At 58.0% G+C, this 17,325-nt stretch carries 13 protein-coding genes; 4 read left to right on the top strand and 9 right to left on the bottom strand.

Going from position 1 to position 17,325, the window contains the following annotated elements:
* Positions 1–450: 450 nt before the first annotated feature.
* From H8F22_RS09705 to H8F22_RS09690, 4 genes are read right to left on the bottom strand one after another with little or no spacing between them, the layout of a single operon-like run.
* Entirely contained in the window at positions 451–1,536 is a 1,086-nt protein-coding gene (locus H8F22_RS09705) for a polyamine ABC transporter substrate-binding protein (RefSeq protein WP_194940023.1), read from the bottom strand.
* A gap of 47 nt (positions 1,537–1,583) precedes the next feature.
* On the bottom strand, positions 1,584–1,925 hold the full coding sequence (locus H8F22_RS09700; protein WP_027923216.1) for a cupin domain-containing protein: 342 nt from the start codon (positions 1,923–1,925) through the stop codon (positions 1,584–1,586).
* Between the two features lie 30 nt (positions 1,926–1,955).
* Complete coding sequence (locus H8F22_RS09695) at positions 1,956–3,362, bottom strand: NAD(P)/FAD-dependent oxidoreductase (RefSeq protein WP_027923217.1); 1,407 nt, start codon at positions 3,360–3,362, stop codon at positions 1,956–1,958.
* 50 nt (positions 3,363–3,412) lie between these two features.
* On the bottom strand, positions 3,413–4,228 hold the full coding sequence (locus H8F22_RS09690; protein ID WP_194940022.1) for a helix-turn-helix domain-containing protein: 816 nt from the start codon (positions 4,226–4,228) through the stop codon (positions 3,413–3,415).
* Between the two features lie 275 nt (positions 4,229–4,503).
* Here H8F22_RS09690 and H8F22_RS09685 point away from each other — a divergent pair, with 275 nt between their 5' ends.
* Positions 4,504–4,779, top strand: coding sequence for a DUF1652 domain-containing protein (locus tag H8F22_RS09685; RefSeq protein ID WP_027923219.1), 276 nt, complete (start codon positions 4,504–4,506; stop codon positions 4,777–4,779).
* Positions 4,780–4,841: 62 nt separating this feature from the next.
* Here H8F22_RS09685 and H8F22_RS09680 read toward each other — a convergent pair whose 3' ends face one another.
* Positions 4,842–7,313 carry a UvrD-helicase domain-containing protein gene (locus H8F22_RS09680; protein WP_194940021.1) on the bottom strand — a complete coding sequence of 824 codons (2,472 nt, stop codon included), beginning with the start codon at positions 7,311–7,313 and terminating at the stop codon, positions 4,842–4,844.
* Positions 7,314–7,550: 237 nt separating this feature from the next.
* On the opposite strand from H8F22_RS09680, the gene H8F22_RS09675 reads away from it, so the two are divergent.
* Positions 7,551–8,246 carry a pirin family protein gene (locus H8F22_RS09675; RefSeq protein WP_027923221.1) on the top strand — a complete coding sequence of 232 codons (696 nt, stop codon included), beginning with the start codon at positions 7,551–7,553 and terminating at the stop codon, positions 8,244–8,246.
* Positions 8,247–8,309: 63 nt separating this feature from the next.
* Here H8F22_RS09675 and pgm read toward each other — a convergent pair whose 3' ends face one another.
* The 4 genes from pgm to H8F22_RS09655 form a co-directional block, all read right to left on the bottom strand.
* Complete coding sequence (gene pgm / locus H8F22_RS09670) at positions 8,310–9,956, bottom strand: phosphoglucomutase (alpha-D-glucose-1,6-bisphosphate-dependent) (protein ID WP_194940020.1); 1,647 nt, start codon at positions 9,954–9,956, stop codon at positions 8,310–8,312.
* Positions 9,957–10,067: 111 nt separating this feature from the next.
* Positions 10,068–11,468: an aminotransferase-like domain-containing protein gene (locus H8F22_RS09665; protein WP_194940019.1), complete on the bottom strand. Its 1,401-nt coding sequence runs from the start codon at positions 11,466–11,468 to the stop codon at positions 10,068–10,070.
* A 67-nt stretch (positions 11,469–11,535) separates the two neighbouring features.
* Positions 11,536–12,984 (bottom strand): hypothetical protein, encoded by a 1,449-nt coding sequence (locus H8F22_RS09660; RefSeq protein ID WP_032833481.1) that lies wholly within the window; start codon positions 12,982–12,984, stop codon positions 11,536–11,538.
* A 559-nt stretch (positions 12,985–13,543) separates the two neighbouring features.
* Complete coding sequence (locus tag H8F22_RS09655; protein WP_027923225.1) at positions 13,544–14,566, bottom strand: zinc-dependent alcohol dehydrogenase family protein; 1,023 nt, start codon at positions 14,564–14,566, stop codon at positions 13,544–13,546.
* 268 nt (positions 14,567–14,834) lie between these two features.
* Here H8F22_RS09655 and H8F22_RS09650 point away from each other — a divergent pair, with 268 nt between their 5' ends.
* Both H8F22_RS09650 and mexE read left to right on the top strand, forming a co-directional pair.
* On the top strand, positions 14,835–15,752 hold the full coding sequence (locus tag H8F22_RS09650) for a LysR family transcriptional regulator (RefSeq protein ID WP_059182990.1): 918 nt from the start codon (positions 14,835–14,837) through the stop codon (positions 15,750–15,752).
* A 311-nt stretch (positions 15,753–16,063) separates the two neighbouring features.
* Positions 16,064–17,317, top strand: coding sequence for a multidrug efflux RND transporter periplasmic adaptor subunit MexE (gene mexE / locus H8F22_RS09645; RefSeq protein ID WP_027923227.1), 1,254 nt, complete (start codon positions 16,064–16,066; stop codon positions 17,315–17,317).
* The last annotated feature ends 8 nt before the right edge of the window (positions 17,318–17,325 follow it).

Here is a 17,325-nt window from a genome sequence, read left to right as displayed (position 1 = left end):
TCAGATAGCGACAATCTCTGGCGAGATCGTCCTATCACTCGCCCAATGCAGGCGAAAGAAAACTGACACAATTCGAAATCAAACGTCTACATTTTTTTTGACGTCAAATTGTGTTGTTCCAGCAAGTGCCCGTAAACAATGCCTGAGGTGTCGAAAGTTTGTTTGGAGGCATGTGCGTTTGCGCAAATTGTCTGACGATTTGATATTTAAATATTAAATAGTGGTAAGTTTGTTTTTTGTCTAAGAGGTCTCACTTTTGTTGGACTTATTAATAGGAGTGCCAGCGGATTGATATCAGTTAAATGTGTGTTGAATTTGATTATTTACGACTGCTGCGCAGCCGAACGCAGCCTTCGGCAGCTGCTACAGGATTTTCGTACGCCGCGATCCTTGTAGCAGCTGGCGCAGCCTGCAGTCGGTGTGCCACCAATCACTACAAAATATGAACCCTCAACTCCCCGTCCGAATCTTGTTCCACACCCGCGTACGCACCCGGTCAATGTTCAGCGGCATCGCCTCGAGCGCGAACAGTTTGCCCATCATCTCTGGGCTCGGATAAACCTTGGTGTCGTTTTTGATCGTCGGGTCGATCAGGCTGTCGGCCTGTTGGTTGCCGTTGGCGTAGTGCACGTAGTTGCTGACACCGGCCATGACGTCCGGGCGCAGCAGGTAGTTCATGAAGGCGTAGCCGGCCTTCTCGTCCGGTGCGTCGGCGGGCATGGCAACCATATCGAACCAGATGGCCGCGCCTTCCTTGGGAATCGAGTAGCCGATGTCGATACCATTGTGGGCTTCCTTGGCGCGGTTTTCGGCTTGCAGGATGTCACCGGAGAAGCCGACCGCCACGCAGATGTCGCCGTTGGCAAGGTCGCTGGTGTACTTGGATGAATGGAAATAACTGACATACGGCCGGACTTTCAGCAGCAGCGCTTCGGCCTTTTTATAGTCTTCCGGTTTTTTGCTGTGGTGCGGCAGGCCCAGGTAATTCAGGGCGGCGGGCAACAGTTCCGGGCCGTTGTCGAGGATGGCAACGCCGCATTTCTGCAGCTTTTGCATGTTTTCGGGTTTGAAGATCAGGTCCCAGGAATCCACGGGCGCGTTGTCACCCAGTACGGCCTTGACCTTGGCGATGTTGTAGCCGATGCCAGTGCTGCCCCACAGGTACGGAAAGCCATGTTCGTTACCCGGATCGTTGGTCTGCAACGCTGTGAGCAATACCGGATTGAGGTTCTTCCAGTTCGGCAATTGAGCCTTGTCGAGCTTCTTCAGCGCTCCCCCTTCAATCTGTCGCGCCATGAAATGGTTGGACGGGAACACCACGTCGTATCCCGATTTACCGGTCATCAACTTGCCGTCGAGGGTTTCGTTGCTGTCGTAGACGTCGTAGGTGAAGGCGATACCGGTTTCTTTCTGGAAGTTCTTGGTGGTGTCCGGGGCGATGTAGTCTGACCAGTTGTAGATTTTGACCGTTTCAGCAGCGTGGCCAAGGGTCGCGACGAGTGCAATGGGCGCCAGTGTCAGTGTCTTTCGGATCATGAGTCGATTCCTGTAGGGGCTTTTGTTATTGGCAGGCAATCAGAAGATCAAAAAATCAAAACGTAGGTCTTGCGCACGGTTTCCTGGATATCCCAGATGCCGAGACTGTTGGCCGGCAACATCAGTGCATCGCCGGCTTCTATGAAAAGGGTTTCGCCATCGTCCGGGGTGAAGGTGCAGCGCCCCTGGATGAAGTGACAGAATTCCTGGGCGACGATCTGCCGACGCCAGCGTCCGGGCGTGCATTCCCAGACACCCGTTTCGACACCATCGTCGCGTTCGACGCTGGTGGTCGAGGCCACGGCCACCGGTGTTCCCAGTGGCACGGCAACCGGGTTGGACTCTTCGAGCTTCAGGGTGGCGGTATTCTTCAATTGCGTGATGCTCATGGGCGTACCTGTCGATGGATAAAGCGCTGTTCAGTGCATGAAGCCTTCCATGAACCCCGCAACCCCGCTGGCCAGCTTTCGGCGCCAGGGTGCGGTGGTCGGGTTGGCCAGGGTCTGGTCTTCGTGGACGAAGCTGCGAATGATTGCGTTGTAACCGAGCCAGCGGCAGGGTTCCGGCTCCCAGGCCTTGAGCGTGTCGAGCCCGCCCTGGGGCATGACCCAGGGCTGGCGGACCAGTTCGGTATCGCGTTCAAGCATCAGATCGGCGAGGGTTCTGCCACCCAGGTGGCTGGCCCCGACACCCTCCCCGCCATAACCGCCGGACAAGGCGATGCCGCTGGCGTGATCACAGAGCATGTGCGGCTTGAAGCGCCGCGACATGCCCAGGTTGCCGCCCCAGGCGTGGGTAATCCGTACATTCTTGAGTTGCGGGAAGAGCTCGCCGAACAGATAGCGCCGTAGCTCCACTTCATTAGTGGTCAGGTCGAAGTCATGGCGCAGCTTGCCGGCAAACTGGTAGCCGCCCCGTGCCCCGAATACCAAACGGTTGTCGGCGGTGCGCTGGCCGTACGTCACCTGACGGCTACTTTCGCTGAAGGCCTGGCCGCGATCCAGGCCGATGTCGTCCCAAGTCGCGGCGGACAGAGGCTCGGTGGCAACGATCAGGCTTTGCACCGGCAATTGATAGCGACCCAGCGGCGGTAACGTCGTCGCATAGCCTTCTACCGCCGGGACGATCCAGCGACTGCGAACCGAGGCCTTGGCCGTGCGCAGACTCCCCGACTGCCACTGCGTGACCGGGCTGTTTTCATAGATCTTGACCCCCATGTTCTCCACCGTGCGTGCCAAACCTCGCACCAACTTTGCCGGGTGAATGGTCGCGACGTGCGGTGCATAGATACCGCCATAAGGCTTCGCAACTCTGATCTGTTGCGCCAGTTGTTCGGGGCTGAGCCAGCGGTAGTCACTTTCGGTCAGGCCTTGGCGGTAGAGATCGTCCAGATAACGCCGAAGGCTGGTTTCTTGCTCGGGGTAGCGTGCGGCGCAGTAAAGCACCCCGCCTTTGCGATAATCGCAGGCGATACCTTCACGTTCGACGACAAGTTCTACTTCATCAGGGATGCTGTGCAGCAGGTCAAATGAAGCGCGGCGATGGTCGGGAGACAGGCCGGCCAGCAGCCGGTCTTCACCGAGGATATTGCCCATCAACCAGCCACCGTTACGGCCCGAGGCACCAAAGCCGGCGGTTTGCGCTTCGACAATGGCAATGTTCAAGCCCGGCGCCTGGCGCTTGAGGTAATACGCGGTCCAGAGCCCGGTGTAACCGGCGCCGATGATGGCCACGTCGACATCCAGATCGTGTTCCAGCGCCGCACGCGCCGCTAACGGCTCGTCGAGTTGATCCATCCATAAACTGATAGTGCGCCACGCTGACATGCAGGATTCCGCCACTCAAACTTCGATGGCGTCGATCCTAGTGCGTGAACTCAGGGGCTGTCTTGCGCGCGGGCACGCAAGGAAATTTGTTTGGCATAGGCCTTGGGCGACAGGCCGGTGTGCTGACGGAAACACTTGTAAAACGCCGACAGCGAATTGAATCCCGCCGCAAACGCCAGTTCGTCGATACGCAGCGGTTGCGTCGCGGTGTCCAGCGTGTCGAGCAGATGTTGCAGGCGCGCCTGGTTCACGTAGCGATAGAAACTCTGGCCCAACACTTGATTCAACAGGTAGGAAATCTGATTGCGACTGTAGCCGCACTCCTTCGCCACCCGTTGCAGGTCGAGTTCGGGGTCAAGATATGGCTGCTGGCGCTGGAAATACTGCTGCAAGTCGTCGGCCATGAAACTCAATTGGCGCGGGGACAGCCCGAGTCGACTGACCGCCGGGCGCAAAGTTTTAGTCGCCGTGCTGGACGGCTGCTCGTGGACCAGCGTGGCGTATTCGTTGACCCGCCAGATCAACCCGTCGCGGACCGTGATTGCTTCGCTGGTGTGGAAGGACACCAGCCCCTCACCGCCACGCAACGTCATTCGGTACTGGATAAACGCGGTATTACCGTCCAGGCGAATCCGGTCCGAGTGCTCCAGCGCTTCGCCCGGATTGCGCGGCATGCTGACGCGCACGTACTCGCGCAGTTCGTCGAGCCCCATCACGCGGTTCTGGAAAAAATCGTGGTACTGGATGCCTGGGTGATAAAGCGCCATGACGCCGTCCAGGTCGCGGTGCTTCCAGCACAAGTGGTAACGCATGACCGTCTCGCCCGTGGCCCGGGTTTGTTGCGGCCCATCATCATCGGCGTGCATAAAGGTCTCGAGGGGAAAACGCCGAGCTTGCCGAAGTTCTCCACCGGGTTCAATTGCTGAAATACCAACCCGGCAAGACCCGTCGCCGAGCCAATGCGTGCCGGGACATGACCTCGATCATGAAAATCCCATTAACTGCCGAACGGCCCGAAAAAAATCACATGGTTTTCACATACCGATGCTACTTTTAAAGGCAGTCACCGGTTGAGCCATTGAAGGCTCTTCCCTCCTAACATGAGCTAAAGGAAGCGCTCGATGAAGAAGGCGGGCAACATATGAATAAAGGATCTTTCAGCAAAGTCACGTTTCCAAACGCCTGCCAGCTGATGCGCTGGCATTTTCATCCCATGGGATTTGAGGCGAGCATGGACGCACCGGGCAGCATGATCGCCCGGCTGTTTGATCGTGCCAGTGGCGAGACCATGATTGCCATTGCCGGTATCCCTTGCGCAACGGTCATGAATGCAGCGGATGTCGAGCGAATCATTGAAGCCGTCGAGGATGAACTCGAGGCATTCATTCCACCTGTGGCCCTCAGAAGTTATGCCTGAAGGCTGAACACTTAACAAAAAGCCCACGTCATGTGGGCTTTTTAGTGGGAGACGACTCAGGATCACGCCCCTTTCTGGCCGACCCGATGATCGGCGAAAAACGCTTTGCCGCTGCCGATCCGGTCAGATGCCTTGGGCATATTCGCCGCCGTGTCCTGCCCCTCGACATACCAGTAGCAATGACTGACGGCACGGGTGATGCCGACGTAAGCCAGTCGCAGGATTTCGTCCCTTTGCGCGCTGTCATAGGGCTCGCTGTCCCCGGACTTGCCGAGTCCCGCCATCCTGTACACCTGATTCTTGTACGGTGAGCTGGTCAGATGCTGGCAATCGCCGAGCAAGAACACCGCGTCGGCCTGCAAGCCTTTGGCACTGTGATACGTCAGTTGTTTTAGTCGGCGTGACTCATAAGGTAAGCTCGAATCCACATTAACTACAGGCTGAATATGATGTTCAATCAATAACTTATCGCTGCTTTTTCGATAAAGCATCAAGATTGAATCACCCTTTCGGTAATGCTCCATCAAGCGCTGGGCCATGCCTTGATCGTCCCGGTCCAGGACGTTTACCGGCAATAGCGCTTTAGGCTCGCCGTTGGCTTTGGCTTTCTTGCCAGCGATGGCCGGTGCCGCGCGAACGATATGCTCGGCGGCGTCGATGATGTGTTGATGGCTGCGATAGTTGTCGCTGAGCATGACTTTGGTGGTGCTGGGCGACCGGAACTCTTTGTTGAACTCCATGAAGTACGTCGGCGAACTGCCGCGCCAGCCATAAATGGACTGCCAGTCATCCCCCACACACAGCAGAGATGAGCGTTGCGCACCGCGCCCAACGTGCATTGCCGGGCCTCGACTGCGGATCTCGGTCAGGCTGGCGCGAATCCAGGAGACGATTTGTGGCGATACGTCCTGAAATTCGTCGATCATCAGGTGTGACAGTGGCCGCAGCAGTTCATCGCTCAACAACTTCAGGTTTTCCGGTGAGTGCTCGCTGAACAAGGCAAACATCCGGTTGTAGGTCATCACCGGTGGTTTCTGATCGAGCAGATGATCTTCCAGCGCTCGCCAGAACAAGCTCAAGGCCTCGAAGAAGAATCGGTCAGGGTCGTCCTTGGCGAAACTCATCTGGCCAACAGCGTTCGGAACATCCAGGCCGAGGTTTTCTATAAAACCGGCAGCCGCGACAAAACAGTCGAGTAACGGCGCCGAAGCCAGCTCACCTTTGACCTTGTAATCAAAGCCCGGACCGGCGCTGGCATCACCTGCCAGCGAGGCCAAAACACGCTTTGAAGACTCGTAACTATCCAGCCATATCAATGGTTTACGGCAGAAAGCTTGAAACAGGGTACGCTTTACTGCCCATTCTGCACGGACAGTCAACTTGGCATTCGGGCGGCAGACCTGCGGGTTTTCCCGCGGATCAAACCCCAGCACGACCCACGCATCGAGGCTTGGGATGTAACCGTGACAATGGAACGTCGCGCCGTTGATATCGAAGGATTGCCGATTGGGTTCGATACCCTTGATCGGCCAGGCACCCGCGCGAAACCACAGGTCTTCAATGGCGTCGCACAGTTCTTCATCGCGCCTGGCCGCCAGTTCGGTCACGGCCACGCGTTTTTGCACGTCGGGATGGTCGCGTTCCAGCTCCTTGAGCTGCAAGGCATGGCGCGACAAAGGCCTGATCAACTCGCGAAAGCGTTCATTGCGGGTATGCAACTGGTGATAGCAGGCATTGAGCTGCTGTCGCTGAGCGTCATTGATTCGCAGGTCGAACGGATTGCTGTCGACGTCTTCGTCGGCGTTTTGCGTGCGGTTGCTTAGGTTTTCGAAGGCTTGCAGGCGCTCGAACCCCGGCAGGCTGCGAACCATCGGCAGAATGCGCGAATGGAAGGTGCGCACCAGATCACGCGCCTCTTTGAGGCTCAGCGGCCGGCCCCACAGCGCGAACAGTTCGATCAGCTTATTAATGAAGTCTTTGCGCGATTCGCGGGTAAAGGTCACGACGGTCATCGAATCCAGTTCGAAGCCCAGATAATGGGTCAGCAACAGGATACGCAGCACCAGCGTGGTCGACTTGCCGGCGCCTGCCCCGGCAATCACCGACGTTGACGGCGTGTCGCTGAAGATCATCTTCCACTGCGCAACGCTCGGCTGGGCATGGGGTGGCAGCAGCCGGGCCACATCGGCCTTCATGCGCTTCTTTAACTCCGCACTTAATGGCAGGCGCCAGTCGTCAAACAGATTGTCATCGACATTGGGCGGCCGATGTTCGGTTGAGCGCGAATCGCGGATCAGCAGCACTTGCCGGCCTTGCTCCAGCCCTTCGTCCTTGCCTTCCTTGAAGCCGTAATCAAACCCCGCGCTGTGACCGCTGCGAAAACCGTCGGCTTGCCCGTGTAGCCAGGAAGCGCGGTGTTGCGCACGCAGTCGGGTCAAGCCATGACCGAAGAACCGGGCGGCCAGGCGCTTGAGCAACGGCATCTCGGCCAAGGGACGAAGTTCGGGTGGAAGATCGGGGGTGTGTTGCGGCACGCGGGCTGACTCCAGGGTGTGAGGCTGTTGCGGGCTATGGTGTCTGCATTTGCCTTTGAGTTCTAGTGAAATGCTTACAGGTCATTGGCTTATGCGATGAAGTGAAGGCTGGATGAGAAACTTTCGAGGTTATTTCACATCAATCAATTCGATGGTAATGCAGCACTTTTTACGCTTTTTATCGATGAGTGCCTGATAGATGATGCTCGCCATTAACCCCCCTTTCAGGAGACGATCATGCTCGAACTCAGACCCTTCAACTCCCTGGGCGGTGCCCATCATGGCTGGTTGGATGCTCATCACCACTTTTCGTTCGCCGAGTACCATGACCCCAAGCGCATGAACTGGGGCAATTTGCGGGTCTGGAACGATGACGTGATTGCCTCCGGCACCGGGTTTCCAAAACACCCGCACCGGGACATGGAAATCATTACCTACGTCCGTGAAGGTGCGATTACTCACGAAGACAACCTGGGCAACAAGGGCCGCACCGAAGCCGGCGACGTTCAGGTCATGAGTGCCGGCACCGGCATCGCCCACAGCGAGTACAACCTGGAAGCGACACCCACCAAGATCTTCCAGATCTGGATCATCCCCAACGAATCCGGGCTTGCGCCGTCCTGGGGAGCCAAGCCATTCCCCAAAGGTGATCGTGAAGGTTTCGTCACGTTGGCCAGCGGCAAGTCCGGCGATGATCAGAGCCTGCGCATCCGTGCTGATGCGCGGCTGGTAGCGGCGAACCTGAAGGCTGGGGAATCTGCCGAGTATCATCTGGACAATGGGCGTCGCGCCTACCTGGTTCCGGCCACGGGTGTGATTGAAGTCAATGGCTTACGTGCGCAAGCTCGAGACGGGGTTGCGGTGGCCGATGAGCAGGTGTTGCGAGTGACGGCGATTGAGGACAGCGAAATTGTCCTGGTAGACCTCGCGTGATTCAGTAAACGCCAGGCACAAAAAAGGGGCGACCGTGATGGTCGCCCCTTTTTACTGTCTGGATTACTTGGCTGCGATGGCGCCATCCACCAGCGTTTGAGCCTCTGCCACCAACTGCTTGAGGTGGTCATCGCTCACAAAGCTTTCAGCGTAGATCTTGTAGATGTCTTCAGTGCCCGACGGACGAGCCGCGAACCAGCCATTTTCGGTCATGACCTTCAGGCCGCCAATCGCCTGATCATTGCCGGGTGCGTGGCTGAGGATGCTCTGGATCGCTTCGCCCGCCAGTTGAGTCGAGGTGACCTGGTCTGGCGACAGCTTGCTCAGCAAGGCTTTCTGTTCAGGGTTGGCCTTGGCATCCACGCGCACCGAGAACGGTTCGCCGAGTTCATCGGTCAACGCGCGAAAGGCCTGGCTTGGGTCGCGACCGGTGCGAGCGGTCATTTCTGCGGCCAGCAATGCCGGGATCAGGCCGTCCTTGTCGGTACTCCAGACGCCGCCGTCCTTGCGCAGGAACGAGGCACCAGCGCTTTCTTCACCGCCAAAGCCCAGGGAACCGTCGAACAAGCCGTCGGCAAACCATTTGAAGCCCACCGGCACTTCATACAGACGACGGCCCAGACGCTTGGCCACGCGATCAATCAAGCCGCTGCTGACCACGGTTTTGCCCACGGCAGCGTCGGCGCGCCAATGCGGACGGTTCTGGAACAGGTAGTCAATCGATACCGCGAGGTAGTTGTTCGGTGCCAACAAACCACCGGACGGCGTAACGATGCCGTGACGGTCGTGATCCGGGTCGCAGCCAAACGCGACGTCGTAGCGATCTTTCAGACCGATCAAGCCTTGCATCGCGTGGGTGGACGATGGGTCCATGCGGATCTGACCATCCCAGTCGACGGTCATAAAGCGGAACGTCGGATCGACCTGTGTATTGACCACGTCGAGGTCCAGACGGTAATGCTCGGCAATCGCCGACCAGTAGCGCACCCCTGCTCCGCCCAATGGATCAACGCCCAGACGCAGCTTGGCGTCACGGATGGCGTCGAAGTCGATCACGTTGATCAGATCGGCCACGTAAGTGTTGAGGTAATCGTGGCGATGGGTTGTGCTGGCTTTCAGCGCCTGCTCGTAGCTGATGCGTTTGACGCCAGCGAGTTTGGCCGCCAGCAGCTCGTTGGCCTTGGCTTCGATCCACTTGGTGATGTGGGTATCGGCCGGACCGCCGTTGGTAGGGTTGTATTTGTAGCCACCGCTTTGCGGCGGGTTGTGCGACGGCGTAATGACGACACCGTCCGCCAGACCCGAAGTACGGCCACGGTTGTAGCAAAGGATTGCGTGGGAAATGGCCGGGGTCGGTGTGTATTCGTCCCCTTCGGCAATCATCACCGTGACGCCGTTGGCGGCCAACACTTCCAGGGCGCTGGCACCGGCTGGCGTGGACAGTGCGTGAGTGTCGATCCCGACGAACAACGGACCGGTGATTCCCTGGGCTTCACGGTACAGGCAGATCGCCTGGCTGATCGCCAAGACGTGCCACTCGTTGAAACTCAAGTCGAACGAGCTGCCCCTGTGCCCGGAAGTGCCAAAGGCTACACGCTGGGTTGAGATGGCGGCGTCAGGCTGGCCAGTGTAATAGGCCGTTACCAGTCGCGGGATATCGACCAACAATTCTGCCGGTGCCGGTTTGCCCGCAAAAGGACTGAGTGTCATGCAAAACCTCTGAAATTGAGTGGTTCAGGAATTGGATCGCAGTTTACTGGCAGTTCGACCGCAACGCGATGTTATAGATCCATGAGGCTCGCGGATGTTATCCCGCGTCGCTCAATCGATCGCTTCCAGACGCAAGGCATCCCCCAGCAAACCCAACGCTACGCCAAGGTCATGCTCACCACCAAAGGTATGGCTCAGCCGCAAATGTTGCGCATGCAGCCCGCGCAAGCTGAATAATTCCCCGGGGGCCACCACTACCTGCTGTTTGAGCAGGCGGTGGAACACGCCGCGCACATCAACCTGACGTAACGAGCGCACCCAGATCGTCGCGCCGCCCTGGGGGTCGACGAAGTGCAACGCGTCTGCCAGTCGTTCCTCCAGCAATTGGGTCATCTGTACTTTGCGCTCCTTGAGGAGCCGGCGCAGCACCAACAAGTGCTGATCGATGCGACCATTGTTGTACAGGCGCGCAATGGCTTTCTGACGGATCGGCGACAACCGGAACGAGCGCAGCAGAAAGTGTCGCTGCAGCTCACCTCGCAGTTGCCGCGAAAGCACATAGCCGTAAGGCGCTTCAGGCCCGATAACCTTCTCGAATGTGGAAAACACGATCAGTCGGTCCGGGTCCAGCAAATCGCGGAACCGTGGGCCAGCGGGTTCAAATTCTAGATCGCCGTAACAGTCGTTCTCCAGCACCCAACTGCCATGCCGCGCCAGCAACTGCACGGTTGATAGCCTGTTGCTTTCATCGACCACACTGCCGCGCGGCATGTTCAGGCCGGATGACAACATCATCAGTCGAACGGGTTCGGTCTCCAGCAGCGTTTGCAGATGGTCAAGGTCCAGGCAGCCATCCGCTTGTAACGACACCTCAATGACCTTGACGTCCAAGTCCTGCAACAACCGCAAAATCGACCAGTCGCACGGAGACTCCACCACAACCGTGGCGTCCTTGAGGCAAAGCACCGCGATCAATATTTCCAGCACACCCCGCAGATCAGCACCGATGTAGACATCGTCGGCGTGCCAGCAACGTGTCGGAGAGGAGGTATATCGCGCCGCCAGCGCTGCGCGCAGCTCCCGTTCGCCACAGGGTTGGGACGTCGGTTGCGGCTGGCGCGGATATTGGCGCAACAGTTCTCTCTCCAACAGCAATAGCGGGCTGTCCAACGGCTGCAGCAATGCGGGTTCGTCAGCGCTCATTACCAGCATTCCCGGTCGCCTGGCATTCACATAAACCGTCTCGAGCAGGTCATTGCCGCTGCACGGTGGCCGGATGAACGACACCGGAAGTGCGTAATAACCGGATTTGGCCACCGAATAGACGCGCCCTTCCTTTTCCAGCAGCGAATAGGCGTACTGAATGGTCGATATCGACACGCTCAGACGCTCCGCCAGCTGTCGTAATGACGGAAGCCGCACACGTGTGTCGCTGACCGGTTCGCTGATCAGATGAGTCAGGTAGCGATACACCGCCTGATAAGCGAAGTCGGTTTCTCGGGGGCCTTTCATGAGCGATGACTGCACACGATGGGCGCAGCCCGATGGATCCGGACGGGCGTTATCAAGCGAGGCACTTTCAACGCCCCGTTGACCGTTCGCCCGTCACGGCGTCAATCACCCTCATATCGGCTTGCAGCCCCTTGCCCGCAGTCTCGCCACTGGCCACCGGCCCCATGTGGTACAGCGTACCGATCAGGCTGACGGGCAGCCCGCTGACGTCGACCATCCATTGCAACACCTGCTCGGGCGCAGGCTTGCCCTGCATCGCGCGATGCAGTTCGGGTAGCGCCACGAGCATGCCGGGATGGCATTGACGCAGAAAATGCTCAAGCGACGCGCCTTTCTCGACAAAGGGTGCGAACAGTAAACACACCAGTTGAGCTTCGTTCAGGCAGAGGCATCTTTGGGCCTCGGCCGCCGCCAGTTCACGCTGATCTGGATTGCCATATGCCCGCAATACCTGCTCGTATGCATACTCCGGAAGGTGCTTGCGACGCATCATGACCAATTGCCGCTGAACATAGTCAACAATGCCGGCTTCATAGGTCCGACCCTGCACGAAACAGGCTTGTAGCCCACGCAGATGCGCAGAAATCGAAAAGCTCACGTATTCGTTATCACCCGACTGAGCCGTCAGCTCGTCAGGTTGAAACTTGAGGAACTCTGTGAGCAGCGGCCAGCGCTCCTCCAGATTGCTGACCAGCATGTCGTGGATGTCGATGAACGTTGCGCGGCGACACGCCTCAAAACGCTCTGCTGGACGCCATGCCGGCTGATCGTGGCCGGGGTAAAACTCGCGATAGCAGTCGCTGCCCAGCGCATCGAGCCGTGCGAAGAGCTGCTCATAGCTGGTCTCTGGCTGAGCCGACATCGCAAACCCCGCCTTCGCCGCAGCACGGTTCAATCCATCCATGAACTGCTTTTGCTGGCGAGGTGAATCGCTGCTGACCAAGGCATCGACACCGCGGTCCCAACGGGCAATTTGCCCATAGAACTCGCCGGTTGCCAGGTACCCGTCATCCCACAGGTCAAGGGGGTCGTGCCAGGTTCGACGGTGACCGACCATCAACAGATTGAGGCGATTTGATTCGCGACCGCCTTCGGAGATCGCCACGGCGTGATTGAACGGCAGGACCTCGCGGTTATCGACCATCAACACTTCAACCCGTGGATCGTCGTAGAGAAACAAGGCGCTGCAGCTGTGATGGATGTTTTCAAGCGCCGTCGAAGCGATGCTGTTCGAGCGCAAGGTCGCCACACGCAGCTGGAAGGTCGCCGGTGCGCGCCCGGCGATGCTCAATTGCGCGGCACGCAGCAACGCCAGGGTGTAACAACTGTCACGGCTCCCAGACTGGATCGTCAGCACCTTGAACTCGCCAATTCGCTCCATGCCACCGGCGGCGACCACCACGCGCTGAATCATCAACTGCAATGCAGTGCGCTCGGCCCGGGAAAAGAAACTCAGTAATCGCTGCAGTACTTGCTGATAAACATAGTTCATTGCCTGATCATGGGTATTGGTCATTATTGTCTACCTGTTACTCATAGGTTCGATGTCACGCAAACAACGCCATGCATTGCGCAATGGGTTGCCGGTCATGATTAGAGTGTTGCGCCTGATATCAAATGCTAACACTTAGTTTTTAGTCATTATTTGAAATGATTGCAGCCGACCGTTAACCCTCCTGACAACCACGCGCCTCCAAGCCCCACAAGCCGGGCACCGGGCGACGACCGGAGACATCCTAGGAAATATCCGACAACGTCCCACAGACAAGTAGCACGACAAATAAAGAAAGAAGTTACCTGTGTTTTTTCGGCAACCGATCGATAACTCATTAATAGTTGAGTTTGTATTGCCGGAGCGCATTGAAAAGTATCTGCCCGATACCTGGCCATAGCTCATTCCTTGAGATGAAAGTAATCATTCAATTATCGGGGCTTATATGATGATTAGAAGATACAGATTGAGGGCAAAAACCAGTTCAGTTGCTGAACTGACCCGTCATGAATTGACGGGAGCCTCATATTTTCGGAGGGAGAACGAAAAAGTCCGTGCAAGCACGGACTTTTATTGGGGCGTGTTACGCAGGTTCGACCTGAAGGGCAACCCGCTCGCGGCATGGGCATTCGTCCATATAGCGGTGTGCCTCGACAAACTCGGAAAACGGAAAGACCCGAGTCTTGAGCGGCAGCAGCACACGGTCAGCCGTCATCTGATTGATGTCACGCAACGCACGTTGCAGTGCGACCTCATCCTGGATGATGCCCAGTTCCGGCTTGCCGGTGAAGTTGCCGATACAGTGCACAAAGAACTGTATGTTCTTCTGGAACGCTGCACAGGCCGGGAACGGCGTCTGGTTGCCGCCTTGAAGGCCGTACAACACCAGGCTGCCACGCGGTGCGAGCACATCGCCCAGCAAGGACATCTGCGGCCCGCCCAACCCGTCGAACACCACATCCACACCGCGGTTATCGGTGATTTTGTTGATCCGCATCAGCAGATCTTCTTCTTCGGTGACGATGACTTTCTCGGCACCCAGTGCCAACAGGTTTTCGCGTTCTTCCGCCGTTTTGGTGGCGGCAATCACACGTACACCCAAGGCTTTGCCCAGTTGTACGAACGATGGTCCGGCACAATGGCTAGCGTCAGTCACCAGCACGAACTGCCCGGGTTTGATGCGTGCCAGATCGACGTAAGCGAAATAAGCGATCAACAACGGCGTGTAATGCACGGCCGCTTCGACCGGAGTCAGCACATCCGGATACCGGGTCAGTGCCGAGCGCGGCAAAACAATCTGCTCGCCGTACACGGGATAGTCGTTCGGGCTTTGAGACGGGAAGCTGGCGACCTTGTCACCGACTGCCAGGTCATCGACACCCTCACCGAGCGCCGTCACGACACCTGACATTTCCTGGCCGATGCCTGCAGGCAGACGAGCGTGGGACGACGCCAGGTTCTGGCGCCAAAGCGTGTCATACCAGCTGATGCCAATCGCCTCGACACGCACCTGCACTTCGCCCGGAGCAGGAAGTGCCGCCGCATGCTCTTCGCATTTGAGCACCTCGGCTGGACCAAACTTGTGAAAACGGATCGTGCGGGACATCGCAAACCTCGTCAAAGTAACCTCTAATGCCATGAACTCTATCTGGGCTTTCTACCCAAGACTATCAGTGGCTATTAATAGTCGACATGCCTGTCATTGATTCCGCAGCACCGGCGACATCATCAAATGTCGTGAAAATCGAAGCGGCCCTTCAGGAAAAACTGAATTACACGGTGCAGAGTAGCAGCCTTTCCCCGTAAGATTCATGCCGGCCATTGTTCTCATATGGCCGCTCTCGTCAAGCTTGATGACTCTGCCAGGACTCCAGATGAATCGTAATGACCTGCGTCGTGTCGACCTGAACCTGTTAATCGTTTTCGAAACACTGATGCACGAACGCAGCGTGACCCGCGCTGCAGAGAAGCTGTTTCTCGGCCAGCCGGCCATCAGTGCGGCGCTTTCACGCCTGCGCGGGCTGTTCGATGATCCGTTGTTCGTGCGCACAGGTCGCAGCATGGAACCGTCCGCCCGGGCGATAGAAATCTTCGCCCTGCTCTCCCCCGCGCTGGACTCGATTTCCACGGCCGTCAGCCGTGCGGCGGAGTTTGATCCGGCCACCAGCACGGCGGTGTTCCGCATTGGGCTGTCGGATGATGTCGAATTCGCTCTGTTGCCGATGCTGCTCAAGCGTTTGCGTGCCGAATCCCCCGGGATCGTGCTAGTGGTGCGCCGGGCCAATTACATCCTGATGCCGAGCCTGCTGGCGTCGGGCGAGATTTCCATCGGCGTCAGCTACACCGCCGACCTGCCGGCCAACGCCAAGCGCAAAGTGCTGCGCCGCAGCATGCCGAAGCTATTGCGCGCCGACACCGTGCCAGGGCCGTTGAGCCTGGATGACTTCTGCGCCAGGCCGCATGCATTGGTGTCGTTCGCCGGTGACCTGAGCGGCTTTATAGATGACGAACTGGAAAAGCTTGGGCGCAAACGGCATGTCGTGCTGGCGGTGCCGCAGTTCAACGGGCTGAGCACGCTCATCAGTGGCACCGACATTGTGGCGACCGTGCCGGATTACACCGCCGAAGCGTTGACAGCGGCTGGCGGTGTCCGGGCTGAAGACCCACCGCTGCCGGTGCGCAGTTTTGAATTGCACATGGCCTGGCGTGGGTCGCAGGATAATGACCCCGGTGAACGTTGGTTACGGTCGCGGATTCAGATGTTTTTTGGGGATCCGGATAGCCTCGCCTGATCTTAAGTTTGGGTTAAGGCTTCCGGCCTCTTCGCGAGCAGGCCCGCTCCCACATTGGAATGCATTGCCCTGTGGGAGCGTGGCTTGCCCGCGATGGCCACGACTCGGTTCCAAGTCTGTCCTTTGCATTCCCCGCAACACTGAATTGTCATCAATTCAATTGATCACGGATTAGCCAAAGGTGCATGCTAGAGAGCTCGCCCGAGCCTCATATCATTCCGAATGATAGTTACCTTCGCTTCATTCGATTCGTGAGATACACCCTCGCCGCTCATCATCCGTCCATTCTCAATACATTGGCGGATGCATCCATGGAACAGTCACTCAAACATTTGCGCTTCCCATTGGCCATGTTGGCCGTACTGGTGATGAGCGCCTGCGGCAAGGCGCCGGAGTCTGCCGCGACCATGCCCGCGGCGAAGGTCAGCGTCGCCAAGGTGCTGGAACAACCGATCAACGAGTGGGACGAATTCACCGGGCGCCTTGAAGCGCCGGAAACCGTAGAAATTCGTCCACGGGTCTCCGGTCAGATTGATGACGTAGCGTTTACGGAAGGCGCTCTGGTCAAGAAAGGCGACTTGCTGTTCCAGATAGACCCGCGTCCATTCCAGGCCGAGGTTCGCCGTCTCGAAGCCCTGGTTGCCCAGTCCCGCGCCAACGCCACCCGCAGTGAAAACGAAGCCCAGCGCGGCGAGCGTCTTCGCACCAGCAACGCGATCTCCGCCGAACTGGCCGATTCGCGTACCAGTGCCGCTCAAGAAGCCCGCGCCGCTGTCGGTGCCCTGCAGGCGCAACTGGACCTGGCCAAACTGAACCTGAGCTTCACCCGCGTCACCGCGCCCATCAGTGGTCGTGTCAGCCGTGCAGAAATCACTGCCGGTAACCTGGTGACTGCGGACACCACGCCGCTGACCAGCGTTGTTTCCACCGATAAGGTCTACGCCTACTTCGACGCTGACGAACGCGTATTCCTCAAGTACACCCAGCTCGCTCGCCAGGGCAAACGCGGCGCCACCACCCCGGTTTACATGGGCCTGTCCAACGAAGACGGCAACCCGCACCAGGGCGTGATGAACTTCGTCGACAACCAGGTCAACCCGAAAACCGGCACCATCCGTGGTCGCGCAGTCTTCGACAACGCAGACGGCAGCTATACCCCAGGCCTTTATGCGCGTCTGAAACTGGTCGGCAGCGGCACCTACTCCGCCGTGCTGATCAATGACGAAGCGGTCGGTACCGATCTGGGCAAAAAATTCGTACTGGTGATGGATGCCGACAACAAAACGGCGTACCGCGCCGTCGAACTGGGACCAAAGATCGAAGGTTTGCGCATCGTGCGCACCGGCCTGAACAAGGATGACACCGTCATCGTCAAGGGGCTGCAACGGGTTCGCCCTGGCTCGCCGGTCACCCCTGAAGTGATCCCGATGGCCAGCGAACAAACCCTCGCGGCCTTGGCTCAACAACGACAAGCGCTGGAAGCCAGCAACCTGCCCCAAGTCGCACCTGCCAAGGTCGCGCCGGGTGAGGTTGTGAAACTGGCTGCTGCGACTCCACGCGGTTAAGGGACAAC

Origin of the sequence: Pseudomonas mucoides, assembly GCF_015461845.1 — a bacterium.
Lineage (GTDB): Bacteria > Pseudomonadota > Gammaproteobacteria > Pseudomonadales > Pseudomonadaceae > Aquipseudomonas > Aquipseudomonas mucoides.
The sequence above is the reverse complement of the archived record's forward strand: the minus strand, read 5'-3'. Positions and strand labels throughout refer to the sequence as shown.

Excerpts from the sequence above, each read along its gene's own strand:
- H8F22_RS09705 (WP_194940023.1), bottom strand. The coding sequence starts at position 1,536 with ATGATCCGAAAGACACTGACACTGGCGCCCATTGCACTCGTCGCGACC.
- H8F22_RS09700 (WP_027923216.1), bottom strand. The coding sequence starts at position 1,925 with ATGAGCATCACGCAATTGAAGAATACCGCCACCCTGAAGCTCGAAGAG.
- H8F22_RS09695 (WP_027923217.1), bottom strand. The coding sequence starts at position 3,362 with ATGTCAGCGTGGCGCACTATCAGTTTATGGATGGATCAACTCGACGAG.
- H8F22_RS09690 (WP_194940022.1), bottom strand. The coding sequence starts at position 4,228 with ATGCACGCCGATGATGATGGGCCGCAACAAACCCGGGCCACGGGCGAG.
- H8F22_RS09685 (WP_027923219.1), top strand. The coding sequence starts at position 4,504 with ATGAATAAAGGATCTTTCAGCAAAGTCACGTTTCCAAACGCCTGCCAG.
- H8F22_RS09675 (WP_027923221.1), top strand. The coding sequence starts at position 7,551 with ATGCTCGAACTCAGACCCTTCAACTCCCTGGGCGGTGCCCATCATGGC.
- pgm (WP_194940020.1), bottom strand. The coding sequence starts at position 9,956 with ATGACACTCAGTCCTTTTGCGGGCAAACCGGCACCGGCAGAATTGTTG.
- H8F22_RS09665 (WP_194940019.1), bottom strand. The coding sequence starts at position 11,468 with ATGAAAGGCCCCCGAGAAACCGACTTCGCTTATCAGGCGGTGTATCGC.
- H8F22_RS09660 (WP_032833481.1), bottom strand. The coding sequence starts at position 12,984 with ATGACCAATACCCATGATCAGGCAATGAACTATGTTTATCAGCAAGTA.
- H8F22_RS09655 (WP_027923225.1), bottom strand. The coding sequence starts at position 14,566 with ATGTCCCGCACGATCCGTTTTCACAAGTTTGGTCCAGCCGAGGTGCTC.
- H8F22_RS09650 (WP_059182990.1), top strand. The coding sequence starts at position 14,835 with ATGAATCGTAATGACCTGCGTCGTGTCGACCTGAACCTGTTAATCGTT.
- mexE (WP_027923227.1), top strand. The coding sequence starts at position 16,064 with ATGGAACAGTCACTCAAACATTTGCGCTTCCCATTGGCCATGTTGGCC.